This is a genomic window from Cupriavidus sp. IDO, assembly GCF_000812465.1.
Taxonomy (GTDB): domain Bacteria; phylum Pseudomonadota; class Gammaproteobacteria; order Burkholderiales; family Burkholderiaceae; genus Cupriavidus.
This window is the reverse complement of record NZ_JWMA01000079.1, coordinates 1-23,326: the sequence shown is the minus strand read 5'-3', so window position 1 is coordinate 23,326 and position 23,326 is coordinate 1. Positions and strand designations below refer to the sequence as shown.

Sequence of the window (23,326 nt, the reverse complement as noted above, 5' to 3'; positions counted from 1 at the left end):
CGCCCGTTGCACTGGGGCGTGGCCCGTCATTTCCATCGACAAGAATGACAGGAGACGCCCCATGAATGCCCCGCAAGTGCAACCGGCAGACGCCGATGAAATCGGTGCCGGCCTCCCGGAAGAGGTCAAGGCCCGCTATCGCAACCTGCCGCGTCCGCCACAGTTCGATACGCCGGCGCAGGAGCGGCTGCACCGCAAGCAGCGGCTGGCAGCGGCATTCCGGCTGTTCTCGAAGTTCGGCTTCGACGAAGGCGTTGCCGGCCACATCACCGCACGCGATCCTGAGTTCACCGATACCTTCTGGGTCAATCCGTTCGGCGTGCATTTCAGCCAGGTGAACGTGTCGAACCTGATCCGCTGCGATCACCACGGCAATGTGGTGGAGGGCGACTATCCGGTCAACGCCGCCGCCTTCGCCATCCATTCTCGCGTGCACCAGACCCGCAGCGACGCTGTGGCGGCGGCGCATTCGCACAGCACCTACGGCCGTGCCTGGTCGACGCTGGGACGTCCGCTGGATCCGATCACGCAGGACGTCTGCGCCTTCTACAACGACCACGCGCTCTACGACGATTTCGGCGGCGTGGTGGTCGAGCTCGACGAAGGCCAGCGCATCGCCAACGCGCTCGGCGCCAACAAGGCCGCCATCCTGCAGAACCACGGCCTGCTGACTGTCGGCAAGACTGTCGACGAGGCGGCCTGGTGGTTCATCACGATGGAGCGCTCCTGCCAGGTGCAGCTGCTGGCCGAAGCGGCTGCCGCGCGTACCAATGCACCGCTGAAGGTGATTTCCGACGCGGCGGCGCGCCAGGCGTATTCGATCGTCGGCACCGCGCAGGCAGGCTGGTTCCAGTTTCAGCCGCTGTACGCCCGCATCGTCAAGGAACAGCCGGACCTGCTGGACTGAGGCATGGCTCAGTTCACGCTTTGAGACAAGGCGGCCGCTGCCGCGTGCGCCGCTAACCCGTGGACGTGGTCTGCAATCAGGAGATTGCTCGCATGGCTGACATCATCCTTCACCAGTACGCCACTTCGCCGTTCTCGGAGAAGGTCCGGCTGCTGCTCGGGGCCAAGGGCCTGGCGTGGAGCGCCGTGGAAATCCCCGCGATCCTGCCCAAGCCCGATCTGCTCTCGCTGACCGGTGGTTACCGCCGTACGCCGGTCATGCAGATCGGCGCTGACATTTACTGCGATACGGCACTGATTTGCGAGGTGATCGACCAGCTCTCGCCGCAGCCGCCGCTTTACCCGCCCGCGCAGGACGCCAGCGCGCGCACATGCGCCGCGTGGTTCGACAGCGCACTGTTCACGGCATCGGTCACCTACGTGTTCCAGCCGGCAGGCGCGGCGAACATGCTGGGCCATCTGTCGCCCGCGCAGATCCAGGCTTTCGTGGCCGACCGCAAGGCCATGCGCGGCGACACCAATGCGCTGCGCATGCCGCTGCCGGAGGCGATCGCGCTGCTGCGCGAGACCTTCGGCCGGCTCGAACGGCAGTTTGCCGCCGGTGTCCGCTGGGCGGCGGGGCCCGAACTGTCGGTGGCCGATTTCTCGCTGTATCACAACCTGTGGTTCATCCGGCGTGCCACCGGGCTCGCCCGCATGCTCGATGCCTACCCCTTGCTGCAGGATTGGTATGCGCGCATGCGAGCGTTCGGCCACGGTAAATCGCGCGTCATCGACGGCGCCGACGCCATCGCTGCCGCATTGGCGTCCGATCCGTTGCCGCTGGACGGCGAAGGACGCACCGGTGCGGCTGAGGAAACCGGTGGTGGCCTCGAGCCCGGCGATGCGGTCACGGTTACCCCGACCGACTATGCACGCGATCCGGTTGCCGGCGTGCTGCTTGGCTTGTCTGAACATCGCGTCACGCTGCGTCGGCAGGATCCGCGTGCCGGGGCGTTGAATGTGCATTTCCCGCGCCAGCTCTACCAGGTGCAGCGCGCGGGCTGACCCGTTTCGCAATCGAACACGAACAAACAGACCAGGACAGACAGAATGAAGCAATTCGAAAACAGGGTGGCCGTGATTACCGGCGGTGCGTCGGGCTTTGGCAAGGAGTTCGCCCGTAGCGGTGCCGCGCTCGGCATGAAGCTGGTGCTGGCCGATGTGCAGCAGGACGCGCTCGACGCGGCCGTGGCCGAACTGAAGGCGCAGGGCGCCGATGTCATCGGCCTGCGCGCCGACGTTTCGCGCGCCGATCAGGTTCAGGCGCTGGCGGACGCCGCCATCAAGACCTTCGGGCAGGTCAACCTGCTGTTCAACAATGCCGGCGTCGGGGCCGGCGGCCTGGTGTGGGAGAACTCGGAGAAGGACTGGGAGTGGGTGCTCGGCGTCAACCTGTACGGCGTGATCCACGGCATCCGCATCTTCACGCCGCTGATGCTGGAAGCCGCCGCAAAGGACCCGTCCTACGAGGCGCACATTGTCAACACCGCATCGATGGCGGGCCTGCTCAATCCCCCGGCGATGGGCGTCTACAACGTCTCCAAGCACGCCGTGGTGTCGCTGTCGGAAACGCTCTATCAGGATCTGGGCCTGATGACCGAGCAGGTTCGCTGCTCGGTCCTGTGCCCCTATTTCGTGCCGACCGGCATCAGCCAGTCGCAGCGCAACCGCCCGGCGGATTTGGCCAACCAGGCGCCGCCGACGCGCTCGCAACTGGTCTCGCAGGCCTTGTCGGACAAGGCGGTCAGCTCGGGCAAGGTCACTGCCGCTGACGTGGCAAAGCTCACGTTCGATGCCATCCGGGAAGAAAGCTTCTATATTTATTCCCACCCGCAGGCACTGGCGCCGGTGCAGCAGCGCTTCGAGGACATCATCTCGCAGCGCAACCCCGGCGATCCGTTCGGCGACAAGCCCGAAGTGCGCGCCGGCCTGGTGGCCGCGTTGCGCGGCTGACGCAGTGCAACAACAACCGGACCGAGGCCTGCGCATGGAGAACGCCATGACCGCCCCCGCCGTGATTCATCATCTGCAGTTTGCCCACCTGCCCAACGGCACCCGGCTGCACTACGCCAGCGCCGGCGAGCGCGGCAAACCGCTGATGTTGTTCGTGCACGGCTTTCCAGAGTTCTGGTTCGAATGGGAGAACCAGCTGGCCGAATTCGGCCGCACCCACTTTGCCGTTGCGCCCGACCTGCGTGGCTTCAACCTGTCGAGCAAGCCCGCAGCAGTCGACGCGTATCGCCCGCGCCATATCGTCGAAGACCTGGTGCAGTTCGTGCAGGCGCTGGGCTACGAGCGCTGCATCGTGGTTGCCCACGACTGGGGCGGCGCGATCTGCTGGAACCTGGCCATCCAGTTCCCGCAGCTGGTCGATCAACTGGTGATCATCAACTCGCCGCACCCGTACGTGTTCGCGAAGGCGCTGGCGACCGATCCGCAGCAGCAGGCCGCCTCCGCCTACATGAACTGGCTGCGGCGACCGGGCTGCGAGGAAGTGCTGGCCGCCAACAGCTTCGCCATGCTCGAAAGCATGCTCACCGCCAGCGGCGAGCAGCCTGCGCCGTGGTTCGCCGGCGATACGCGCGAGAAGTACCACGCCGCATGGTCGCAACCGGGCGAAGACGGCTCGCACCCGCTGAGCGGCGGCGTCAACTACTACCGCGCCTCGCCCATGCATCCGCCTGGCCCGGGCGAGCCGCCACCCGACATCTCAAGACTCGATCCGGCCGCATTCGTCGTGCGAGTGCCGACCTTCGTGATCTGGGGCGAACGCGACCGGGCATTGCCGAAATCCCTGCTCGACGGTCTCGACAAGTTCATTCCCGACATGCGCCTGGAGCGGATTCCGGACGGCACCCACTGGGTGATTCACGAGCAGCCGGAGCATATCAACCTGCTGATCCGGAGCGCGGTGCGGTAAGGGGATTCCTGACGATCCGGCCCGCCAGCCATGACTGGCCGGGCCGGTTTCCGTGGAACTGTCCCTGTGCGCCACCGGGCCGGCCCTGCTAGATTCCGGCGATGGCATCTCGGCGACAAGGGGGCGGGGCAATGAAGACAATCGGGCTGATCGGCGGCATGAGCTGGGAATCGTCGGCGGAGTACTACCGGCTGATCAACCAGGGGATGAAGGCGCGGCTGGGCGGGCATCGCAATGCGCGCAGCATCATGGCGACGGTGTGCTTCGAGGAGATCAAGGCGCTGCAGCACGACGGGCGCTGGGACGAGCTTGGCGTGCTGATGCAGCAGGCAGCGCGGCAAGTGCAGGCAGGTGGCGCCGATTTCGTGCTGCTCTGTACCAACACGATGCACAGGGTGGCGCCGGCGATCGAGGCGGTGCTGTCGGTGCCGTTCGTGCATATCGTCGATCCGACCGCCCATGCCCTGAGGCAGGCGGGCGTCAGCCGCGTCGGCCTGCTGGGCACGCGCTTCACGATGGAGCAGGAGTTCTATCGCGGCCGGATGCTGGAGCGGCACGGCATCGAGGTACTGACGCCGGACGAACCCGACCGCGCCGTCGTGCATGACATCATCTACAACGAGCTGTGCCATGGACTGGTGCACGATGCCGCGCGCGCCGAATACCAGCGCATCATCGGCGCGCTGCAGGCGCAGGGCGCGCAGGCCGTGATCCTCGGCTGCACCGAGATCACGCTGCTGATCGGGCAGCAGGACAGTGCGCTGCCCGTGTTCGACACCACCGCGCTGCATGCGCAGGCGGCGGTGGCGATGGCGGACACGCGGGAAGCGCTGTCAGGCTAGTCGTTCGCGATACAGCCGGTAGTTCTCGTCATCGAAACAGACAAAGGTCACCTGTTCAATGCCGGGTGCCTTGGCCAGCGCCTCGCGAACGGCGCCAATGGCGATGTCGACCGCGCGTTCGCGCGGGAAACCATAGATGCCGGTGCTGATATTGGGAAAGGCGACGGTGCGCAGGTGTTTCTCCGCCGCGAGCCTGATGCTGTTGCGGTAGGCGCTGGCGAGCAGCGCGTCTTCGTCCTTGCCGCCGCCGTGCCAGACCGGGCCGACCGCATGGATGACATAGGGTGCGGCCAGGCGTCCGCCGGTGGTGATGACTGCTTCACCGGTAGGGCAGCCGCCCTGCGCGTCACGGATCGCGCGGCACGCTTCCATGATGGCGGGGCCGCCGGCCCCGTGGATGGCCCCGTCGACGCCGCCACCGCCCAGCAGGCCGCTATTGGCCGCATTGACGATGGCGTCGACTTCCATCCGCGTGATGTCGCCGTGCACAACCTGCAAATGTTCACCTGTCATCTACTGTCTCCCGCGCTGTGGATTGTGGGTCCAGGTGAGCTGCCCGTTACGGTCGCTTGGCAGGCGGCTTACATGGACGCCTCAAGCATACGCCGATAATCCGCCGCGCTGGCCTCTTTTGGATTGGTCTTGTGGCAGTGGTCGAGCAGCGCGCCGGCAATCACCTTGTCGAACATGTCCTCGGTAACGCCCATCTGGCGCAGTCCCGTGGGCAGCCCGAGGCGGGCGGTCATGTCGTGCACGGCCTGCGCGATGTCAGCGTTCTCCGGCAGGTGCATGGCGCGGCGCAGGCGGGCATAGCGGTCGTCGCGCACCACGGTGGGGGCGTCGGCATTGAAGCGCAGCACCGCCGGCATGACCACCGCATTCAGCGTGCCGTGATGCAGGCCGGTCTTGCCGTCGATTTTCAGGCCGCCCAGCGGATGCGACAGCGAATGCACGCAGCCCAGGCCCTTCTGGAAGGCCATGGCGCCCTGCATCGAGGCACTCATCATGTTCAGCCGTGCATCCCGGTCCTGGCCGTCGCGGGTGGCGCGTTCGATATGGGCCCAGCCGCGTTCCAGACCGTCCAGCGCGATGCCGTCGGCAGGCGGATTGAAAGCCGGGGCCAGGAACGTCTCGATGCAGTGCGCAATGGCATCCATGCCGGTGGCCGCGGTCAGGCCGGCAGGCAGGCCCAGGGTCAGTTCCGGGTCGCAGATGGCGGACTTGGGCAGCAGGTGCCAGGAATGGAAGCCCAGCTTGCGGCCGTCGTCGAGGATGATGATGGCGCCGCGCGCGACTTCACTGCCGGTGCCGGAAGTGGTCGGGACCGCGATCAGCGGCGCGGCGCGGTCGGTGATCTTGCCGCTGCCGCCTTCGATGGTGGCATAGGTGGTCAGTTCACCGGGGTGCGTGGCGAGAATGGCGATGCCCTTGGCCAGGTCGATCGACGAGCCGCCGCCCACAGCCACCAGCCCGTCGCAGCCGCTGTCCCGATACTGCTGCGCCGCCTTGCGCACCATCGCCTCGGTCGGATTGGACGGCGTTTCGTCGAACACCGCCACCGGCAGCCCCTGCATGGCATCGATGGCGCGCTGCGCGACGCCAGCCGCCACCACGCCCTTGTCTGTCACCAGCAGCGGACGGCGGATGCCAATGCGCTCGCATTCCGACTTGAGCAGGCTGACCGCGCCGAAATCGAGGTGGATATTGGTCAGATAGTAGATAAAGGCCATGGGATGCTTGTCTCCTGCAGCGATCTGCCGCGAACTCTCATTGTTGACGCAAACTGGCCAAACCGGCCGGACAGGGCGATCATCGCGCAAAAACCTGCGAAGCGGGCTGTCGTCGGGGTTATCTCGTAATGCCTGCGCCTTGAAACACTGGCATCATACTAAAATCGAACGATCGTTCACAATTCGAACTTCTCCGGATTCCAGGGGAAGGATCGTTCACTGGCGTGGCCGCTTTCCGAGGCCGGTCCGCGCCGGGTTGCCGTCTTAACGTTTGCCATGTCTGCCGTGCCTTCTCCGTCCGTCGTCCCCAAACCTGAAGCCGCTGCCGAGCCCGGCCGGCCATCGACCCCCATCGATCCGCAAGTGGCGGCGCTGCTTGAGCTGATCGCGCGCGCCAAGCGCCCGCCGATCCATGCGATGGCGCCGGAAGACGCCAAGATCGCCTACGAAAAAAGCGCGCCGATCCTCGACATCAATCCGCCGCCGGTCCATGCGGTGGAAGACCTGCATGTCTGCGCACGCGACGGACACGCCATTCCGGTGCGCCTGTATTCGCCACGCGAGGTCAGCTGGGCCGAGCCGTTGCCATTGCTGGTGTACTTCCACGGCGGCGGATTCACGGTGGGGAGCGTCAATTCGCACGATCCGCTATGCCGGCTGCTTTGCTCGCGGGCGGACTGCATGGTGCTGTCGGTGGACTACCGGCTCGGGCCGCAATGGCGCTTCCCGACTGCGGCCAACGATGCATTCGACGTATTGCACTGGGTCTTCGAGGCAGCCTCCCGGCTGGGTGCCGATCCTGAGCGCATCGCGCTGGGCGGCGACAGCGCCGGCGGCACCCTGGCCACGACCTGTGCGATCGAGGCCCGTCGGTCCGGGCTGGCGCCGGTGCTGCAACTGCTGATCTACCCGGGCACCTGCGCGCGCCAGGACACGCCGTCGCACCGCGCGCTGGCCGATGGCTACCTGCTGACGGCGGACATGATCCAGTGGTTCTTCGCGCAGTACCTCGACCAGGAATCCAGCCGCGACGACTGGCGCTTTGCGCCGCTCGATGGTGGCGGCACGGGTGCGGATGTGCACGGCAGCTGCCCGGCATGGATTGCCGTGGCCGGCTACGACCCCTTGCATGACGAGGGCGTGGCCTATGCGGAAAAGCTGCGGGCCGCCGGCGTGCCGGTCACGCTGGCCGACTATCCCGGCATGATTCACGATTTCTTCAAGCTCGGCCGCTTCGTGCCGGCGGTGGCGCAGGCGCATGCCGATGCCGTCGCCGCCTTGCGGGCGGCCTTTGGCAGCGGCACAGAAAACTAGAACCGCGCCATCCCTGAATCCATTTTCCAGCAGTGACTTGCAGCACAAGGAGACATAGTCAAATGCAACGCCGCCATTTCATCGCCCGCGCGGGCATGCTCGCCGCCACCGCTTCGCTCGGTTTCGCCGCCATGCCGGCACAAGCGCAGGCAGAGAAGTTCCCGCAACGCCCGATCCGCCTGGTGATCGGCTACACGGCCGGCGGCTCCACCGACCTGCCGTTCCGCGTGCTGGCGGAGAACGCTTCGAAGATTCTCGGCCAGCCCGTGATCGTCGAGAACAAGCCCGGCGCGGGCGGCGTGCTGCCGGCGCAGATGATGCAGTCGACCCAGCCCGACGGCTACACGCTGGCGCAGGTCGCCATGCCGGTCTATCGCCTGCCGTACACCACCAAGATCAACTGGGACCCGGTCAAGGACCTGACCTACATCATCAACCTGGCCGGCTATTCGTTCGGCCTGGTGGTACCGGCCGATTCGCCGATCAAGACGATGCAGGAGTACATCGCCTACGCCAAGGCGAACCCGGGCAAGCTGACCTACGGTTCGCCGGGCACCATGACCACGCTGCACCTGACCATGGAAGAGCTGGCGTTGAAGCAGGGCGTCCAGTTCTCGCACATCCCGTACAAGGGCAATTCCGAGTCGATGCAGGCGCTGCTGGGCGGCCACGTAATGTCGGTGGCCGACACGCCGGCCTGGGCGCCGTATGTCGAATCGGGCAAGCTGCGCCTGCTGTCCACGTGGGGCGAAAAGCGCTCGGCGCGCTTCCCCAACGTGCCGACGCTGAAGGAACTGGGCATGGGCATCGTGCAAACCTCGCCGTTCGGCCTGGTGGCGCCCAAGGGCACCGACCCGAAGATCGTGCAGAAGCTGCATGACGCCTTCAAGAAGGCCATGGAAATGCCGAACTACCGCGAATCGCTGGCCAAGTTCGACATGGAGCCGTACTACATGAACAGCCAGCAGTACGCCGCCTTTGCGGCGGAGACCGTGAAGAAGGAAAAAGCGATCATCGACAAGCTGGGGCTTGCCAAGGCGCAGTAATCCGGCCGCATCATCCGTTCACCAGGCCGCCGCGCCTGCCGGCCTTGCCGGCGAGCCGGCGGCCTGATGCTATGGCAAGCCACGACGAATCAACAAGGAGACCACGCCAATGGCCAAAGAGGAGTTCCGCCACAGTATGCCGCTGCGCGTGCGCTGGGCCGAAGTCGATCCGCAGTCGATCGTCTTCAACGCACACTACCTGACGTACTGCGATATCTGCGTCACCGAATACTGGCGCACGATCGGCGTTCGCTATCCCGAAGACGTGCTGCACGCGCACGGCGTGGATATCTTCGTGGTCAAGTCCACGCTGGAGTACCACGCCTCCGCGCGTTTTGACGATGTACTGGATATCCGCGGCCGCATGGCGCGGCTGGGCCGGTCAAGCATGCTGTTCCGGGTGGAGATGTATCGGGGCGACGAGCACCTGATTACGGGGGAGATCGTCTATGTTTGCGCGGATCCGGCTACGCAGAAATCGGCGTCGATTCCGGGGGCGGTGCGGGAGGTGATTGAGGGGTATGAGGTGGTGAAGCCAGTGGACTGATGCCGGAAGTTGGCTGATGTCATCCATCAATCCCACCTCGAACTGCACAGTCAGCGAAAACAGCCGTAAGCAAGGAGCCCGAGGGCGTCGAAGTCTTGCCCGCCTTTGGTCCTGGCTTATGGCCTTTCCTGACGATCATTCCCGTTGGTGGCCAGGCTCACGGCAGACAATTGCTTGAGCAACGCCGACAGGGCCGTTTGCACGGTGTCCCACACCAGATCGAGGTTAATGTCGAAATAGCCGTGCGCAATGCGGTTGCGCATCCGCCAGGCGGCCCTCGCTCATACCGGCTGTGCCTCCTCGAGCACCTTGGCCCGGAACTTCGGGGGCAGGTCGGCCGGGGTCAGCAGATCGACGTGGACACCGAGCAGCGATTCCAGCTCGTCTTGCAGGCCACCCAGGTCGAACAGGGTCGCGCCGGGCAGTGCATCGACCAGCAGATCAAGGTCGCTTCCGTCCTGGTCGGTGCCGTGCAGGACCGACCCAAAGATGCGCGGGTTCACCGCGCGGAAGCGGCTTGTCGCTTCGCGCACTGCGCTTCGCTTCATCTCGAGCACTACGGACGGTCGCACAGGCATCCTTTCCTGTTGAAACTCGTCCAGATGGTAAGCGGTTGACTATTGAGTTTCAAGGGCCGCCAAGATCGCCTGGTGGGCTTCTCCGCCTACCACGACGATCCCTTGGCGGCTATCTGGCTACATCGCTCCGATCTACTTCGCCAACCCCGCATCCTCCATATACCCCCGAATCACCTCATCAAAGCTCGCATCCCCCTGGAACCCAAGCGACACCGCACGCTCCGCATTCCACGCCGCCGGCCAGGTGCCGACGATCTTCTCGATGCGCTCTTCGTGCTGCCAGGTCACGCGGTCGGCCACGGCATCGCCGGCCACGCGGCGCAGCGCTTCCACCATGCCCGCGGCAGTGACCGACAGGCCCGGCAGGTTGACCACCCGGCGGTTGCCAAAACGTTCTCCGGCAAGCTCGATGCCATTGACCAGCGCGGCCACGGCCGCACGCGGCGACAGCAGCCACAGCGGCGTGTCCGGCGCAACCGGGCAATTGGCCTCAATCCCGGCGAGCGGTTCGCGGATGATGCCGCTGGCGAACGACGAGGCCGCCGCGTTGGGCTTGCCCGGCCGCACGCTGATGGTCGGCAGGCGCAGCACGCGTCCGTCGACAAAGCCGCGGCGGCTGTAGTCGGACAGCAGCAGCTCGCCGATGGCCTTCTGCACGCCGTATGAGGACTGCGGGTTCAATGCCGTATCGTCCTGCACGACCGGCGGCAGCTCGCCACCGTAGACCGCCACCGAGCTGGTGAACAGCACGCGCGGCTTGTGGCCTAGCTGGCGGCACGTTTCCAGCAGCGCGCGGGAGGCATCGAGATTCACGCGCATGCCAAGTTCGAAATCGGCTTCGGCCTGGCCGCTGACGACGGCGGCGAGGTGGAAGACCGCGCCGGTGTCCGCATCGATGGCTTGCGCCAGCACGGCCGGATCGGACAGGTCGCCGGTCAAGACGCGCACGCGCGCATCGTCGAGCCCTTGCGGTGCCACCACGTCCAGCAGGGTCAGGTGGTCAATGGCGACCGGCTGGCCGTCGAGATTCAGGGTGCCGCGTTGCAGCAGCAGGCGGGCGAGTTGCAGGCCGAGGAAGCCGGCGCCGCCGGTAATCAGTACGTTCATGGCAGGTATGGTCGGGTTCGGGAGGTCTTCGCCGTATCAGCGGTTCTGGTAAAGCTTGAGCCAGCCGAGCCCGGCCGAGGTGCCCGCGCGCGGACGATACTCGCAGCCGATCCAGCCGTCGTAGCCGAGACCATCGATGACGTCGAACAGATAGGGATAGTTCAGTTCGCCCAGGTCCGGCTCGTGGCGGTCCGGCACGCCCGCGATCTGGATGTGGCCGATGCCGGCCATGTCGCGCTTGAGCTTGACGGCGAGGTCGCCCTCGACGATCTGGCAATGGTAGCAGTCGAACTGGACCTTCAGGTTGCTGGCGCCGACTTCCTTGCAGATTGCCTGGCCGTCGTCCTGGCGGTTCAGGAAGTAGCCGGGCATGTCGCGCGTGTTGATCGGCTCGATCAGCACCGTCACGCCCTGTGCGGCGGCAGCACTGGCTGCGAAAGCAAGGTTCTCAAGGTAGGTGGCGCGGCAGCGGGCGCGGTCGGCACCGGCGGGAATCAGCCCGGCCATCACGTGAACCTTCTCGTTGCCGATCACGCCGGCATATTCCAGCGCGCGCCCGAAGGCGTCGCGGAAGTCCGCTTCGCGGCCAGGCAGGGCGGCCACGCCGCGCTCGCCGGCGGCCCAGTCGCCCGGCGGCGCATTGAACAGCGCCTGCGTCAGCCCGTTGGCGTCGAGCCGCGCACGGATCTCGGAGGCCGGATGCTCGTACGGGAACAGGTACTCCACCGCCCGGAAGCCGTCCGCCGCGGCGGCGGCGAAGCGGTCCAGGAAAGCGTGCTCGTTGTACATCATCGAGAGGTTTGCGGCGAAGCGCGGCATGGATACTCCTAATGCAGTAGCGGGTTGCCGGCCCGGTCAGGCCGGGCCGGCCGGAATCAACGGTTGACCAGCCTGGCGGGCGTGAGCCACACCAGCGCCGCGCCCACCACCAGGATGGCCGCCAGCACGTACATGCTGAGCTGGGTGCTGTGCGTCAGGTCCGTCAGGTAGCCGACCATGTATGGCGCCACGAAGCCGGCCAGATTGCCCACCGAGTTGACCACGGCAATGCCCGATGCGGCGGCGAAGCCCGACAGGAACGCAGTCGGCAGCGACCAGAACAGCGGTGCGCAGGTCAGCACACCAGCGGCGGCCAGCGACAGCGCGGCGATCGCCACCACGGTATTGTGGGTGAACGACGCGGCAATGGCAAAGCCCACCGCACCCATCAGCGCCGGCACGATCAGGTGCCAGCGGCGCTCGCGGCGCGCGTCGGCGCTGTGGCCCAGGCAGTTCATCACGATCACCGCGCAGATAAACGGAATCGCCGACAGCAGACCGATCTTGAGGTTGCCGGTGACACCGCTGGACTTGACCAGCGTCGGCATCCAGAACGTCAGTGCATACTGGCCGGTGACGAAGCAGAAGTAGATCAGGCACATCCACCACACACGGCGGTCGCTGAACACGGCACCCAGCGAATGACCGTGCGCCTTGCCGGCGGCGGCGCCGGCGTGACGCTGGTCTTCCTCGATATTGCGCTTGAGCACGCGCTTTTCATCGGCATCCAGCCACGGCGCCTTGTCGATGCCGTCGCGCAGCACAAACACCGTCACCACGCCGATCAGCAGGGCGGGCAGGGCTTCGAGCACAAACATCCATTGCCAGCCGCGCATGCCGTGGCTGCCGTTGAAGGCGTCCATGATCCAGCCCGACAGCGGGTTGCCGAACATGCCGGCGATGGGAATGCCCGACATGAACAGCGCAATCATCTTGGCGCGCCGGTTGGCCGGGTACCAGTAGGTCAGGTAGAGGATCACGCCCGGATAGAAGCCCGCTTCGGCCAGGCCGAGCAGGAAGCGCATGGCGTAGAAGGTGGCCGGCGTCTTCACGAAGACGAAGAGCGCCGAGACGATCCCCCAGGTGATCATGATCCGCGCAATCCAGATGCGCGCGCCGATCTTGTGCATCAGCAGGTTGCTGGGCACTTCGAACAGGAAGTAGCCAATAAAGAACAGCCCCGCGCCGAGCCCGAACACGGTTTCCGAGAAGGCCAGGTCCTGCGCCATCTGCAGCTTGGCAAAGCCGACGTTGACGCGATCGAGGTAGGCGACCACGTAGCACAGCATCAGGAACGGCATGATGCGCCAGAACACCTTGTTGTAGGCGCGCTTTTCGATATGGGTTTCGGTGTCCAGCCGGGCATTTCCGCCGAGGCTGTCGAGGGCAGGCACGCTGGCCGCCGGTTGGGATGGATTCACGTTGGTCTCCGTTTCTGGTTTTGCAGGCGCGAACGCTCTCCGCACGGTTGCCGGGAGGCAACCGCACCAGGGTGTCGCTGTCGTTTCGAGGGTAAGGTCTACCAGCGCGCCTTGAAGGCGTCGCGCAGTTCAGCCAGTGCGCTTTCGTCGAGCGCAGCGCGGGCGGGGAAGCCCGGGGTGTCCTTCATCATCATCCATAGCTTGGCGGTCTCCTCCAGTTCTTCCAGCGCGAACGCGGCGCGCGAGACGCTGGCTTCCCAAACCACGGGCCCGAGCCGTTCCAGCAGCACGCCGCGCACTTGCGCGGCAAGCGTGGCCACGCGCGCGGCCACAGCCGGATCGCCGGGTCGATGATAGGGAATCAGCGGGATATGGCCGACCTTCATCACGTAGTAGGGCGTGAGGGGCGGCAGTACGTCGTCCGGTTGCCAGACACCAGCCAGCGTCAGGGCCACGAGGTGCGTCGAGTGCGTGTGCACCACGGCGTGCGCCCCGGGGTTGTTGTCGTAGATGGCCCGGTGCAGCGTCAGCGTCTTGGATGGCTTGTCGCCCGAGACCCAGGTCCCGTCGCTGCCGACCTTGGCGACCGCCGCCGGGTCCATCATGCCGAGGCAGGCATCGGTCGGCGTGATCAGCCAGCCGTCATCGAGCCGCGCGCTGATATTGCCGGCCGAGCCGACCGTGTAGCCGCGCTGGTAGAGGCTGGCGCCGATGCGGCAGATCTCTTCGCGCAGCTTGCTTTCCGTGCTCATCACTGGCCTCCGAGCTGGTCCAGGGCTTCGGTGAAGAAATCCTGCCCGCCGAAATTACCGGACTTCAGCGCCAGCGCCAGCGGCTGCGCATCCAGCGTGACGGTGGCCGGCACGCCCGGCGCGATCTGTGCGCCGATGCGCAGTGCGCGCACGCCCAGTGCCTGTACGACGGCGCCCGAGGTCTCGCCGCCGGCCACCACGAAGCGCCGCGTGCCGCGTGCAAGCAGCCCGGCGGCAACCGCCGCCAGCGCCTGCTCGACCAGATGGCCGGCACGCTCCACGCCGAGCTCGGCCTGCACGGCCTTGACCTGTTCCGGGCTGGTGGTGGCATAGACCAACACTGGCTCGGCATGGTCGGCCGCGAAGGCCAGGGCGGCTTCCACCACGGCTTCGCCGCGCGCCAGCGCGAGCGGATCGATGCGCAGGGCGGGGCGGCCCTGTTCCAGCCAGCGCGCCACCTGTCCGTTGGTCGCGCGCGAGGCGCTGCCGGCCAGTACCACGCCCGGGCCTTCAACGGGCGGCACGGCAGCGGCATCGCCACGCTGCGGCAGCAGGCCGGCACGGCGGAAGTTCTCAGGCAGGCCCAGTGCGATGCCCGAGCCGCCCGTGATCAGCGGGAGCCCGGCGCAGGCCTCGCCCAGCGTGAAAAGATCGACGTCGGAGACGGCATCGGCAATTGCCAGGCGCACGCAGTCGGCGCGCAGCGCCTGGATGCGCTCGCCCGTTGCCGCCGCGCCGCGGGCTACCGCGTCATGGCGCAGCAGGCCGACCTTGCCGGCGCTCTGCCGCTGCAGCACGCGCACCAGGTTGGCATCCTGCATCGGCGTGAGCGGGTGGTGCTCCATGCCCGATTCGTTCAGCAGCACATCGCCCACGAACAGGTGGCCGCGGAAGATGGTGCGGCCGTTCTCGGGGAAGGCCGGACAGGCGATGGTGAAGTCGCTGTCCAGCGCGGCCAGCAGGGCCTCGGCCACCGGGCCGATATTGCCGGCATCGGTGGAATCGAAGGTCGAGCAATACTTGAAGACGAACTGCCGGCAGCCCTGCGCGCGCAGCCATTGCAGCGCGGCCAGCGACTGCGCCACGGCCTCGCCGGCGGGAATAGTGCGCGACTTCAGCGCCACCACCAGGGCATCGGCCTGGCCAATATCCTGCACGGCATTCGCCTCGGGCACGCCAATGGTCTGCACGGTGCGCATGCCATTGCGCACCAGCGTGTTGGCGAGATCGGTGGCGCCGGTGAAATCGTCGGCGATGCAGCCCAGCAGCGGGCGGTTGGCGAAGGTGCCTGCGGTCATGTTCAGTGCCTCCGGCTTTACGATGCCTTGCCCGGCAGTTCGATGCCCGGGAAGATCTTGATCACGGCCGAGTCGTCCTCGCCGCCGTGGCCGGCCGTGGAGGCCATCATGAACATCTGGTGCGCGGCTGCCGACAGCGGCAGCGGGAATTTGCTGGTGCGGGCGGTGTCGAGCACCATGCCCAGGTCCTTGACGAAGATGTCCACGGCCGACAGCGGCGTGTAGTCGCCGGACAGGATGTGGGGCACGCGGTTTTCAAACATCCACGAATTGCCGGCGCTGTGCGTGATCACGTCATAGAGCGCGTCGGGATCGACGCCCTCGCGCAGGCCCAGCGCCATCGCCTCGGCTGCCGCGGCGATATGCACGCCGGCCAGCAGCTGGTTGATGATCTTGACCTTGGAGCCGGCGCCGTGCGCCGCGCCCAGGCGGTACACCTTGCCGGCCATGGCGGCCAGCACGTCCTCGGCCAGCGCGTAGGCTTCGGCGGGGCCGGAGGTCATCATGGTCATCTCGCCACTGGCGGCGCGCGCGGCACCGCCCGAGACCGGTGCATCCAGCAGCAGCAGGCCATTCTCCGCCAGACGGCGGCCCAGGGCTTCGGCAAAGGCGGGCGGCACGGTTGCGCTGGCGATCACCAGGGTGCCTGGGCGCATCGCGCTGGCAGCACCGTCGGCGCCGAACAGCACGGCTTCGGTCTGCTGCGCATTGACGACCAGCGTGATCACCACATCGCAGCGGCTGCCCAGTTCGGCAGGGCTGGCGCACGGCACGCCGCCGGCATCGGCAAAGCGCTGCAGCACTTCCGGCCGCAGGTCGCAGGCATGCACCTTGAAGCCGGCGCGCAGCAGGGACTGCGCGACACCGTTGCCCATGGCGCCAAGGCCGATCACGCCGATATTCCGGGACATAGAGAACTCCTGATACTGGTGAATCGAATAAATCCGAGGGACTGACGATCAGTTCGACACGCCGCGCGGGCCGTCCGCCTGATCGTCGGCGCCGGCCTCATCCTGGTCGAGCTGCGACAGGCGGCGGGCGGCGTTGTACATATGGTTCTGGGCGGCGTTGCGGGCCGCGAGCGCATCGCCGGCGCGGATCGCCGCCACGATCGCCTGGTGTTCCTCGCGAACCTGGCGCGAGAAGTCGGCCCGGCGTGCCTCGTTGGTACGGGTCACGCGCGTGGCGGCTTCCAGGTACTGGCTCAGGAAGGCGAGGGTCTTGAGGAAATAGGGGTTGCCGGTCGCCTCGGCGATGGCGCGATGGAAAGCCACGTCGGCTTCCACGCCGTCGCCGCCAGCGGCCACTTCGGCATCGATGCGGGCGAGCGCGGCGTCGATGGCGACCATGGCGGCGTCCGTGCGGCGGCGCGCGGCCTGTGCGGCCACTTCCGCTTCGATCGAGCGGCGCAGCTCCACGATCTGCAGCACCGATTCCAGCGTGCCGGTGTCCGTGTAGTCGATGCGCAGCGGGCGGATGCCGGCCTGCTTGGTCACGAACACGCCGCTGCCCTGGCGGGACTCCACCACGCCTTCGTACTTCAGCCGGGAAATGGCTTCGCGGATCACCGTGCGGCTGACGCCAAACTCCTCCGACAGCACGGCTTCGGTAGGCAGCTTGTCGCCGCGGGCGAAAGCGCCGTTCTGGATCTTGTCCAACAGTTGTTCGGCAACGCTGTCGGTCAGGGCGCGGGCTGGGACTTTCTGGAACATGGGTGAATCCAGTGATGCGGTAATAAGGTCATCATACAAATTTGCTAGATGCATGCCGACCCGGGCAAACCCTAGTTTGGTGCTGTATGCTGCATATTGGTGCTCGCGAGGGCGGAAGCCATGCGGGCGGCACTGGCGTATGATGTCGGCCGCCCGGCATCGTAATGCACTGACGCCCGGTGCATTCAACGCAACCTGATTTCCATTGCCATGCCAGCCACCGTCCTGATCTGCCCCTGGTCCGAAGCCCGCGAACGTGCCCGTGCCATCCGCTATACCGTCTTTGTCGAAGAGCAGGGCGTGCCGGTGGAACTGGAATGGGACGAGTGGGATGAACCCAGCTGGCACGCGCTGGCGTTTGCGGAGGACGGCACGCCCGTCGCCACGGGCCGCCTGCTGCCGGACGGCCACATCGGACGCATGGCCGTGCTGAAATCGGCGCGCGGCACCGGTGTCGGCGCGCTTGTGCTCGATGCACTGATGAATAAGGCGGAAGAACTCGGCTATCCGGAACTGGTGCTCAATGCGCAATCACACGCCGCGCCGTTCTACGCGCGCGTCGGATTTACCCAGGCTGGCGAGGAATTCGAGGAGGCCGGCATCCCGCACATCGAAATGCGCAAGCGGTTGGCCGGCTGAAACGGCGCCCTTAGCGCGGCGCTGGCACGATGCCCGTGTCGCGCGCCAGGTTCAGCTTACCGCGATACGAGACATCGCCGGTCTTGCCGCTGGCATCGAAGCTGCGTTCGCTCAGGTCGAAGCGGCCATCGTGGCGCACCCGCAGCACTGTGCTGGCGCGGGTGCCGTAGTTGGGCGAGCGGATGAATGCCGACGACAGCAGCTTTTCCCACTCAGGGGCGACGCCGGTCGACGGCAGTTCGAAATCGGCCGCCTGGCGATTGTCCGCCAGCATCTGGAGATAGGGTTCGGCGCTGGCCGTGGGCTGTCCGCTGTCTGCCGCCAGCACCTCGGCCAGCGCGCCTACACGGCTGCGCACCTTGGGCCAGGGTGTGTCGAGCAAGGCATTGGAGAGTCCATACAGCCCCGGCCGCAGGCGCTGCGGCTGGCGCGAGGGCGAGCGGTTGCTGTACCACCAGAGTTCACGCAGGTCGCTGGCGAGCAGGTTGAAGCCGTTGTAGCAGCCGTCGTCGCCTGACAATCCATCCAGGTAATTGGCAGGACTCGTGTGCCCCCGCAAGAAGCCGGACACGAGCTCGCCGCGCGAGCGCGCGTCAGTGCGTTTTTCCGAGGGGGCGCGATAGTTGGTCAGCGCGGCGAATCGGCCTTCGCCGTTGACGCCCATCCAGGTGCCAGATTCGCCGATGACTTCTGCCAGGTCGCGACCGGCCAGCACCTGCGGGGCATCCTGCCACCAGTGCACGGCCGCCGCGGGGCGGGCATAGAATTCATCGCGATTGCCGGCAACCACCAGGGCATAGTCCGGGTGTGATTGCCAGGCAACCAGGATCAGGCACATTTGCTTGCTTCCTTGACTACAAGACTGCAGGGACGGCGCGGCGCGCTACAGCATGTCCAGGTCGACGAAATGCTCGACCTGCCGCTCGCCGTCCACCCATTGCTCCAGCCCGCTTTGCCGCCACAGTCCAGCCAGTGTTGCATCGAAGGCGGGCGGCACGTCGGCGTAGCATTCCATCCAGGTCTGCAGACCGGCGCGCGTTTCGGGCCTGCGCATCAGCGTACCACCAATTCCGGTCGCTTCGGCAACCGTCTCCATCCATCGATGCCAGTGCGGCAGCGCTTCGGCGGCCCGGTCCTCCGGCACGCGGAAATACACGTAGAGATGGTCGCTCATGGCAGGTTCCGCATCACTCAGCTGGCAGCCTGGGTTGCTTCCGGCAGCGGTACTTCGTATGGCAGCGAGCCCACTGTCAGCGGCGCGCCTTCGGCGCTACCCAGCCGCAGTGCGCCGCCGGCTGCGTCGATCTTCAGTTCCGCCAGTGCCACCCACCCGCCTTGCGAGGCCGGCGCGGCATTGACGATCATGCCGCATGGTTGGCCCGGATCTTCCGGCCGGAAAATCTCGGCCGCCGGGGCCGGCATTTCGCCTTCGCCCTGCACCAGCCACATGCGGCGCTTGAGCGTGCCGCGATACTGGCTGCGCGCGACGATCTCCTGCCCGGGGTAACAGCCCTTGCGGAAATTCACGCCGCCGATCAGCTCGAAATTGATCATCTGCGGCACGAACTGCTCTTGCGTGGCCGCCACGATGCGCGGCACGCCGGACTGCACGTCGAGCGAGTCCCAGATGGCAGGATCCGCAGCGGCAAGATGGCCGGCGAGGGCGGCGCGGGCGGCTTCGGCATTTTCCGTCGACAGTACCAGCTGCCAGCGCGGCAGGCCGGCGCTGTCCGGCAGGCGGATCACCGTGGCGCCCGGGGCACCGGCGACGGCAAAGGCGCCGTCCGGTGCCGGCAGTCCGGCTTGTGCCAGCGCAGCGGCGGCATTGGCGCCCGCCACGCCGAGAATGACGTGACCCGGCGTGATATCGCTCAGCTTCGCCTTCAAGCGCAGCACGAACATGCTCAGGCGCTTCTGAATCGCGGGCCGGATCTCCGCGGACAGTTGCAGCACGATGCCATCGGCATCGCGCCACATCAGGAAGCTGGCCTGCAGGCGCCCCTTGGGCGAGCAGTAGCCGGCCAGGCGGGCTGCATCGGCGGTCAGGTCTTCGACCGCGTTGGTCAACTGGCTGTGCAGGAAGCTGGCGGCATCATCGCCTGCAACCCGGATCAGTCCGAGCCCCGCCGGGGCGCAGACGATGCCGCCGCGGGCAAGGGCGTCGAAGCTGGCGAGTTCCGGGGCTGTGGCATTCATCAGAGGCATTGCAATTGGGCAATCGTCGGGGCAATCGTAGAGGCTCTGCACCTTCCCGCGCGTGGCGCGCATTGACGATGGGCGGCGCCGGCGGGTCGTGGCGGTGCGAGGCTGCCGGTTATTATATGGGGCTACGAGATTTTCGGCCGGCGCCGGCGGCACGCGGTGAGTGCAAAAGCACTCCCATGGATCCAATCAGCCGCCCCAATTCCTGATACATGAAACGTCTTTTTCTTCGCCTGGGACTGGTCGTCCTGGTCTTCGCGCTGGCGGCTGCCGGCGCCTTTGCGTGGTGGGCCAGGCAACCGCTCGCGCTCTCTTCGTCGCCACTGGAAGTGGTGATCAAGCCGAATTCCAGCGTAGCGAGCGTGGGCCGCCAGATCCAGCGCGGGGGCGTCGCCATGGATCCGCGCCTGTTCGCGCTGCTGGTCCGCCTGAGCGGCCACGGCCCCGATCTCAAGGCGGGCGGCTATACCTTCGAAGCCGGTGCCACGCCGCTGTCGGTGATCGGCAAGTTGGCCCGGGGCGAGGTCACGCACTATGTGGTGACGGTGATCGAGGGCTGGGAATTCCGCAAGATGCGCGCCGCCGTGGACGCCAGCCCGGCGCTGCGGCACGACACGAGCGGCATGTCCGACGCCGACCTGATGAAGGCCATCGGCGCGGCGGAACCGTCGCCGGAAGGACTGTTCTTCCCCGATACCTACCTGTTCGCCCGCGGCAGCAGCGACATCGAGCTCTATAAACATGCGTACCGTGCCATGCAGCGCAAGCTGAATGACGCCTGGAACGCACGTGCCGCCGACCTGCCATACAAGACCCCGTACGAGGCGCTGGTAATGGCATCGATCGTCGAGAAGGAAACCGGCCAGGCTGCCGAGCGCCCGATGATTGCGGCGGTGTTCGTCAACCGGCTCAAGAAGAACATGATGCTCCAGACCGACCCGACCGTGATCTACGGCATCGGCGAGAGCTTTGACGGCGACTTGCGCAAGCGCGACCTGCAGACCGACACCCCGTACAATACCTACACCCGTACCGGCCTGCCGCCGACGCCGATCGCGCTGCCTGGGCTGGCCTCACTGGCGGCGGCAACCGCGCCGGCGCCGTCCGATGCGCTGTATTTCGTGGCGCGCGGCGACGGCAGTAGCCATTTCTCCAACTCGCTTCCCGAACACAACCGTGCGGTCGACAAGTACCAGCGCGGCAAATAAGCATTCCATGCGCGGAAAATTCATCACCTTCGAAGGCATCGACGGCGCCGGCAAGAGCACCCATATCGACTGGGTGGCCGGCCGGCTGCGCGCACGTACGGACATCGGCGCCGTGGTCACGACCCGCGAGCCGGGCGGCACGCCGCTGGGCGAAGACCTGCGGCAGATCCTGCTGCACCGGAAGATGCACCTGGAAACCGAAGCGTTGCTGATGTTCGCCGCGCGCCGCGAGCACATTGCCGAGGTCATCGAGCCGGCGCTGGCGCGTGGCGACTGGGTGATTTCCGATCGCTTCACCGATGCCACCTTCGCCTACCAGGGCGGGGGCAGGGGCCTCGCGACTACGCGGCTCGAAGTGCTGGAAGACTGGGTGCAGGATGGCCTGCAACCCGACCTCACGCTGCTGTTCGACGTGCCGCTGGAAACCGCGAGCGAACGGCTGGCCGGTGCGCGCTCACCCGACAAGTTCGAGGCCGAGTCCCGCGCCTTTTTCGAGCGCACGCGTGCCGAGTACCTGCGGCGGGCGGCGCAGTCGCCGCAACGGTTCCGGGTGATCGACGCCACGCGCAGCATTGAAGAGATTCGTGTGGAGCTTGAGAAAATCGTCTCAAGCCTTTGATTTTTAGTTGTTATACGTTTTTGCTGATAAGCTCGGCTGCTGCACTGTTGTGGAATCGGATGTGGTCGCTCCTACCGAAAATCCTCAGCAAGCACCCCAGCTTTCACCGCTAACTGACTGATCCGCATGCTCTATCCCTGGCAGAAGGAAGACTGGCAACGACTTGGCGCGCTGCGCGAGCGGCTGCCTCATGCATTGCTGATCCATGGCCAGCAGGGCATCGGCAAGCGCGACCTCGCGCTGCACTTTGCCCAGGGGCTGCTGTGCGAGACACCGCTCGCCGACGGCCAGCCCTGCGGCACCTGCGCAGCCTGCCACTGGTTCAGCCAGGGCAACCATCCCGATTTCACGGTAGTCCGGCCCGAGGCGCTCGAGGCGTCGGGCGAGACTGAAACCGACGAGGGCGGCAAGAAGAAGGCGCCGAGCAAGATCATCCGCATGGAGCAGGTCCGCGCGCTGATCGAGGCCGTGGGCGTCGGCACCCATCGGGCCGGCCTGCGCATGGTGGTGGTCTATCCGCTTGACGCCTTGCAGACCGAAGGCGCCAACGCACTGCTGAAGACGCTGGAAGAGCCGCCGCCGTCGACGGTGTTCCTGCTGGTGACCGACCGGCTGGACCGCGTGCTGCCGACCATCCTGTCGCGCTGCCGCCAGTTTTCCGCCCAGCGGCCGACCGCTGCCGCCGCGCTGGACTGGCTGCGCAGCCAGGGCGTAGCCGATGCCGAGGCGCAGCTCGCGCTGGCCGGCGGCTCGCCGCTGACCGCACTGCATGCGGCCGAGGCCGAGGAGCAGCCCCTGCAACGCTGGCTGGTCGGCCAGCTTGGCGCGGGCGCTGCCTTCGACGCCTCTGGTGCGGCAGAACAACTACAAAAGCTTCCGGTGCCGGCCGTGCTTGGCATCCTGCAGCGCTGGACGTACGATCTGCTGAAGCTGCGCCTGGATGGCGAAGGCGCCACCGCGCGCTATTTCCCGAAAGAGCAGGCAGCGCTGGCCCGTTGTGCGAGTGCGACCGATGCACACCGCCTGCAGGCCTTTGCGTCGAGGCTGACAGGGCATCGCCGCAGCGAGAACCATCCGCTGGCGGCAAGATTGGTGATGGAAGCGGTGTTTCTGGAGTACCGGCAGCTGTTCCGCTGAGGGATGGCGCCGGCGGGGTTGCAGTAACAAAAAAATAAATAGCAACAGCGCGTCGAAATCGACGAATTTGGGACAATTCAGGGGTCAATCATGAGCATAGATGTCGCAACGGCACCAATGAATGTAACAAGGCCAGGGGAAAATACGGCTGGCGCAGCATCACGTCCCAACGTGTTGTCCTTGTCGATCAAGGACCAGGCCGGACTGTACGCTGCCTACATGCCGTTCCTGGCGCGCGGCGGTATCTTCGTGCCGTCCAACCGGCCGTTTCGGCTGGGCGAGCAGGTGTTCCTGGTGCTCTCCCTGCTGGATCGCCCGCAGAAATACCAGATCGCAGGCCATGTCGCCTGGATCACGCCGGCGGGGACGCCGATGAAGACGCCCGGGGGGGGCGTGCATCTCCCGGATGACGACAACGGGCGCAACCTGCGCCGCGCGGTGGAGGAAATCCTGGGCAAGATGCTGGAGTCGTCCCGCCCCACCCAGA

27 protein-coding genes are annotated in these 23,326 nt (G+C 66.3%); 13 read left to right on the top strand and 14 right to left on the bottom strand.

Annotated features, from left to right (window positions below; translation table 11 throughout):
- Positions 1–61 precede the first annotated feature (61 nt).
- The 5 genes from RM96_RS22250 to RM96_RS22230 all read left to right on the top strand — a co-directional run bounded on the left by RM96_RS22250 (position 62) and on the right by RM96_RS22230 (position 4,710).
- Positions 62–907 carry a class II aldolase/adducin family protein gene (locus RM96_RS22250; RefSeq protein WP_039013739.1) on the top strand — a complete coding sequence of 282 codons (846 nt, stop codon included), beginning with the start codon at positions 62–64 and terminating at the stop codon, positions 905–907.
- 92 nt (positions 908–999) lie between these two features.
- On the top strand, positions 1,000–1,953 hold the full coding sequence (locus RM96_RS22245; protein WP_039013738.1) for a glutathione S-transferase family protein: 954 nt from the start codon (positions 1,000–1,002) through the stop codon (positions 1,951–1,953).
- 45 nt (positions 1,954–1,998) lie between these two features.
- Positions 1,999–2,901: an SDR family oxidoreductase gene (locus RM96_RS22240; RefSeq protein ID WP_039013735.1), complete on the top strand. Its 903-nt coding sequence runs from the start codon at positions 1,999–2,001 to the stop codon at positions 2,899–2,901.
- A 34-nt stretch (positions 2,902–2,935) separates the two neighbouring features.
- Positions 2,936–3,868 (top strand): alpha/beta fold hydrolase, encoded by a 933-nt coding sequence (locus tag RM96_RS22235; RefSeq protein ID WP_039013734.1) that lies wholly within the window; start codon positions 2,936–2,938, stop codon positions 3,866–3,868.
- Positions 3,869–3,999: 131 nt separating this feature from the next.
- Positions 4,000–4,710, top strand: a complete 711-nt coding sequence (locus RM96_RS22230) for an aspartate/glutamate racemase family protein (RefSeq protein WP_039013733.1) — start codon at positions 4,000–4,002, stop codon at positions 4,708–4,710.
- On the opposite strand, the gene RM96_RS22225 is transcribed toward RM96_RS22230, so the two are convergent.
- On the bottom strand, positions 4,702–5,223 hold the full coding sequence (locus RM96_RS22225) for an O-acetyl-ADP-ribose deacetylase (RefSeq protein ID WP_039013732.1): 522 nt from the start codon (positions 5,221–5,223) through the stop codon (positions 4,702–4,704). The two genes, RM96_RS22230 and RM96_RS22225, sit on opposite strands and share 9 nt — an antisense overlap.
- 68 nt (positions 5,224–5,291) lie before the next feature.
- Positions 5,292–6,440: an iron-containing alcohol dehydrogenase gene (locus RM96_RS22220; RefSeq protein WP_039013731.1), complete on the bottom strand. Its 1,149-nt coding sequence runs from the start codon at positions 6,438–6,440 to the stop codon at positions 5,292–5,294.
- Positions 6,441–6,716: 276 nt separating this feature from the next.
- Between RM96_RS22220 and RM96_RS22215 the strand changes: the two genes are divergently transcribed.
- The 3 genes from RM96_RS22215 (at position 6,717) to RM96_RS22205 (ending at position 9,347) form a co-directional block, all read left to right on the top strand.
- The gene (locus tag RM96_RS22215; RefSeq protein ID WP_082016664.1) at positions 6,717–7,754 is read left to right on the top strand and encodes an alpha/beta hydrolase; all 1,038 of its coding nucleotides are present in this window, start codon (positions 6,717–6,719) and stop codon (positions 7,752–7,754) included.
- Between the two features lie 62 nt (positions 7,755–7,816).
- Positions 7,817–8,800, top strand: a complete 984-nt coding sequence (locus RM96_RS22210) for a tripartite tricarboxylate transporter substrate binding protein (RefSeq protein WP_039013730.1) — start codon at positions 7,817–7,819, stop codon at positions 8,798–8,800.
- A gap of 109 nt (positions 8,801–8,909) precedes the next feature.
- Complete coding sequence (locus RM96_RS22205; protein WP_039013729.1) at positions 8,910–9,347, top strand: YbgC/FadM family acyl-CoA thioesterase; 438 nt, start codon at positions 8,910–8,912, stop codon at positions 9,345–9,347.
- Positions 9,348–9,463: 116 nt separating this feature from the next.
- On the opposite strand, the gene RM96_RS37480 is transcribed toward RM96_RS22205, so the two are convergent.
- The 9 genes from RM96_RS37480 to RM96_RS22165 all read right to left on the bottom strand — a co-directional run bounded on the left by RM96_RS37480 (position 9,464) and on the right by RM96_RS22165 (position 17,034).
- The gene (locus tag RM96_RS37480) at positions 9,464–9,610 is read right to left on the bottom strand and encodes a HepT-like ribonuclease domain-containing protein (protein WP_202966755.1); all 147 of its coding nucleotides are present in this window, start codon (positions 9,608–9,610) and stop codon (positions 9,464–9,466) included.
- Between the two features lie 18 nt (positions 9,611–9,628).
- Positions 9,629–9,919: a nucleotidyltransferase family protein gene (locus tag RM96_RS22200; protein ID WP_039013806.1), complete on the bottom strand. Its 291-nt coding sequence runs from the start codon at positions 9,917–9,919 to the stop codon at positions 9,629–9,631.
- Between the two features lie 138 nt (positions 9,920–10,057).
- Positions 10,058–11,032 (bottom strand): D-erythronate dehydrogenase, encoded by a 975-nt coding sequence (gene denD, locus RM96_RS22195; protein ID WP_039013725.1) that lies wholly within the window; start codon positions 11,030–11,032, stop codon positions 10,058–10,060.
- 36 nt (positions 11,033–11,068) lie between these two features.
- Positions 11,069–11,851, bottom strand: a complete 783-nt coding sequence (gene otnI, locus RM96_RS22190; RefSeq protein ID WP_039013724.1) for a 2-oxo-tetronate isomerase — start codon at positions 11,849–11,851, stop codon at positions 11,069–11,071.
- Positions 11,852–11,907: 56 nt separating this feature from the next.
- On the bottom strand, positions 11,908–13,272 hold the full coding sequence (locus RM96_RS22185) for an MFS transporter (RefSeq protein WP_152624191.1): 1,365 nt from the start codon (positions 13,270–13,272) through the stop codon (positions 11,908–11,910).
- Between the two features lie 98 nt (positions 13,273–13,370).
- A complete protein-coding gene (otnC, locus tag RM96_RS22180; protein ID WP_039013722.1) occupies positions 13,371–14,024 on the bottom strand; it encodes a 3-oxo-tetronate 4-phosphate decarboxylase in 654 nt (217 codons plus the stop codon).
- A complete protein-coding gene (gene otnK / locus RM96_RS22175; protein WP_039013721.1) occupies positions 14,024–15,322 on the bottom strand; it encodes a 3-oxo-tetronate kinase in 1,299 nt (432 codons plus the stop codon). The genes otnC and otnK overlap by 1 nt, the downstream gene beginning before the upstream one ends.
- 17 nt (positions 15,323–15,339) lie before the next feature.
- Positions 15,340–16,233 carry an L-threonate dehydrogenase gene (gene ltnD, locus RM96_RS22170; protein WP_039013719.1) on the bottom strand — a complete coding sequence of 298 codons (894 nt, stop codon included), beginning with the start codon at positions 16,231–16,233 and terminating at the stop codon, positions 15,340–15,342.
- Between the two features lie 48 nt (positions 16,234–16,281).
- Positions 16,282–17,034 carry a FadR/GntR family transcriptional regulator gene (locus RM96_RS22165; protein ID WP_039013718.1) on the bottom strand — a complete coding sequence of 251 codons (753 nt, stop codon included), beginning with the start codon at positions 17,032–17,034 and terminating at the stop codon, positions 16,282–16,284.
- A gap of 210 nt (positions 17,035–17,244) precedes the next feature.
- Between RM96_RS22165 and RM96_RS22160 the strand changes: the two genes are divergently transcribed.
- Positions 17,245–17,673 (top strand): GNAT family N-acetyltransferase, encoded by a 429-nt coding sequence (locus tag RM96_RS22160; protein WP_193752504.1) that lies wholly within the window; start codon positions 17,245–17,247, stop codon positions 17,671–17,673.
- A 10-nt stretch (positions 17,674–17,683) separates the two neighbouring features.
- On the opposite strand, the gene RM96_RS22155 is transcribed toward RM96_RS22160, so the two are convergent.
- From RM96_RS22155 to ygfZ, 3 genes are read right to left on the bottom strand one after another with little or no spacing between them, the layout of a single operon-like run.
- Complete coding sequence (locus RM96_RS22155; protein WP_039013716.1) at positions 17,684–18,511, bottom strand: NRDE family protein; 828 nt, start codon at positions 18,509–18,511, stop codon at positions 17,684–17,686.
- Positions 18,512–18,556: 45 nt separating this feature from the next.
- Positions 18,557–18,847: a DUF4936 family protein gene (locus RM96_RS22150; protein ID WP_039013714.1), complete on the bottom strand. Its 291-nt coding sequence runs from the start codon at positions 18,845–18,847 to the stop codon at positions 18,557–18,559.
- Between the two features lie 17 nt (positions 18,848–18,864).
- Complete coding sequence (gene ygfZ / locus RM96_RS22145) at positions 18,865–19,869, bottom strand: CAF17-like 4Fe-4S cluster assembly/insertion protein YgfZ (protein WP_039013711.1); 1,005 nt, start codon at positions 19,867–19,869, stop codon at positions 18,865–18,867.
- A 218-nt stretch (positions 19,870–20,087) separates the two neighbouring features.
- Here ygfZ and mltG point away from each other — a divergent pair, with 218 nt between their 5' ends.
- The 4 genes from mltG to RM96_RS22125 all read left to right on the top strand — a co-directional run.
- Positions 20,088–21,083, top strand: coding sequence for an endolytic transglycosylase MltG (mltG, locus tag RM96_RS22140; protein ID WP_039013710.1), 996 nt, complete (start codon positions 20,088–20,090; stop codon positions 21,081–21,083).
- Positions 21,084–21,090: 7 nt separating this feature from the next.
- Positions 21,091–21,702: a dTMP kinase gene (gene tmk, locus RM96_RS22135; RefSeq protein WP_039013709.1), complete on the top strand. Its 612-nt coding sequence runs from the start codon at positions 21,091–21,093 to the stop codon at positions 21,700–21,702.
- A gap of 126 nt (positions 21,703–21,828) precedes the next feature.
- Positions 21,829–22,839, top strand: coding sequence for a DNA polymerase III subunit delta' (locus RM96_RS22130; RefSeq protein WP_039013708.1), 1,011 nt, complete (start codon positions 21,829–21,831; stop codon positions 22,837–22,839).
- 90 nt (positions 22,840–22,929) lie between these two features.
- The coding region (locus RM96_RS22125) for a PilZ domain-containing protein (RefSeq protein ID WP_039013804.1) at positions 22,930–23,326 on the top strand (397 nt) is incomplete at its 3' end.

Bases quoted from the DNA above. Each gene is read 5' to 3' on its own strand.
- RM96_RS22250 (WP_039013739.1), top strand. From the start codon at position 62: ATGAATGCCCCGCAAGTGCAACCGGCAGACGCCGATGAAATCGGTGCC.
- RM96_RS22245 (WP_039013738.1), top strand. From the start codon at position 1,000: ATGGCTGACATCATCCTTCACCAGTACGCCACTTCGCCGTTCTCGGAG.
- RM96_RS22240 (WP_039013735.1), top strand. From the start codon at position 1,999: ATGAAGCAATTCGAAAACAGGGTGGCCGTGATTACCGGCGGTGCGTCG.
- RM96_RS22235 (WP_039013734.1), top strand. From the start codon at position 2,936: ATGGAGAACGCCATGACCGCCCCCGCCGTGATTCATCATCTGCAGTTT.
- RM96_RS22230 (WP_039013733.1), top strand. From the start codon at position 4,000: ATGAAGACAATCGGGCTGATCGGCGGCATGAGCTGGGAATCGTCGGCG.
- RM96_RS22225 (WP_039013732.1), bottom strand. From the start codon at position 5,223: ATGACAGGTGAACATTTGCAGGTTGTGCACGGCGACATCACGCGGATG.
- RM96_RS22220 (WP_039013731.1), bottom strand. From the start codon at position 6,440: ATGGCCTTTATCTACTATCTGACCAATATCCACCTCGATTTCGGCGCG.
- RM96_RS22215 (WP_082016664.1), top strand. From the start codon at position 6,717: ATGTCTGCCGTGCCTTCTCCGTCCGTCGTCCCCAAACCTGAAGCCGCT.
- RM96_RS22210 (WP_039013730.1), top strand. From the start codon at position 7,817: ATGCAACGCCGCCATTTCATCGCCCGCGCGGGCATGCTCGCCGCCACC.
- RM96_RS22205 (WP_039013729.1), top strand. From the start codon at position 8,910: ATGGCCAAAGAGGAGTTCCGCCACAGTATGCCGCTGCGCGTGCGCTGG.
- RM96_RS37480 (WP_202966755.1), bottom strand. From the start codon at position 9,610: ATGCGCAACCGCATTGCGCACGGCTATTTCGACATTAACCTCGATCTG.
- denD (WP_039013725.1), bottom strand. From the start codon at position 11,032: ATGAACGTACTGATTACCGGCGGCGCCGGCTTCCTCGGCCTGCAACTC.
- otnI (WP_039013724.1), bottom strand. From the start codon at position 11,851: ATGCCGCGCTTCGCCGCAAACCTCTCGATGATGTACAACGAGCACGCT.
- otnC (WP_039013722.1), bottom strand. From the start codon at position 14,024: ATGAGCACGGAAAGCAAGCTGCGCGAAGAGATCTGCCGCATCGGCGCC.
- otnK (WP_039013721.1), bottom strand. From the start codon at position 15,322: ATGACCGCAGGCACCTTCGCCAACCGCCCGCTGCTGGGCTGCATCGCC.
- ltnD (WP_039013719.1), bottom strand. From the start codon at position 16,233: ATGTCCCGGAATATCGGCGTGATCGGCCTTGGCGCCATGGGCAACGGT.
- RM96_RS22165 (WP_039013718.1), bottom strand. From the start codon at position 17,034: ATGTTCCAGAAAGTCCCAGCCCGCGCCCTGACCGACAGCGTTGCCGAA.
- RM96_RS22160 (WP_193752504.1), top strand. From the start codon at position 17,245: ATGCCAGCCACCGTCCTGATCTGCCCCTGGTCCGAAGCCCGCGAACGT.
- RM96_RS22155 (WP_039013716.1), bottom strand. From the start codon at position 18,511: ATGTGCCTGATCCTGGTTGCCTGGCAATCACACCCGGACTATGCCCTG.
- RM96_RS22150 (WP_039013714.1), bottom strand. From the start codon at position 18,847: ATGAGCGACCATCTCTACGTGTATTTCCGCGTGCCGGAGGACCGGGCC.
- ygfZ (WP_039013711.1), bottom strand. From the start codon at position 19,869: ATGAATGCCACAGCCCCGGAACTCGCCAGCTTCGACGCCCTTGCCCGC.
- mltG (WP_039013710.1), top strand. From the start codon at position 20,088: ATGAAACGTCTTTTTCTTCGCCTGGGACTGGTCGTCCTGGTCTTCGCG.
- tmk (WP_039013709.1), top strand. From the start codon at position 21,091: ATGCGCGGAAAATTCATCACCTTCGAAGGCATCGACGGCGCCGGCAAG.
- RM96_RS22130 (WP_039013708.1), top strand. From the start codon at position 21,829: ATGCTCTATCCCTGGCAGAAGGAAGACTGGCAACGACTTGGCGCGCTG.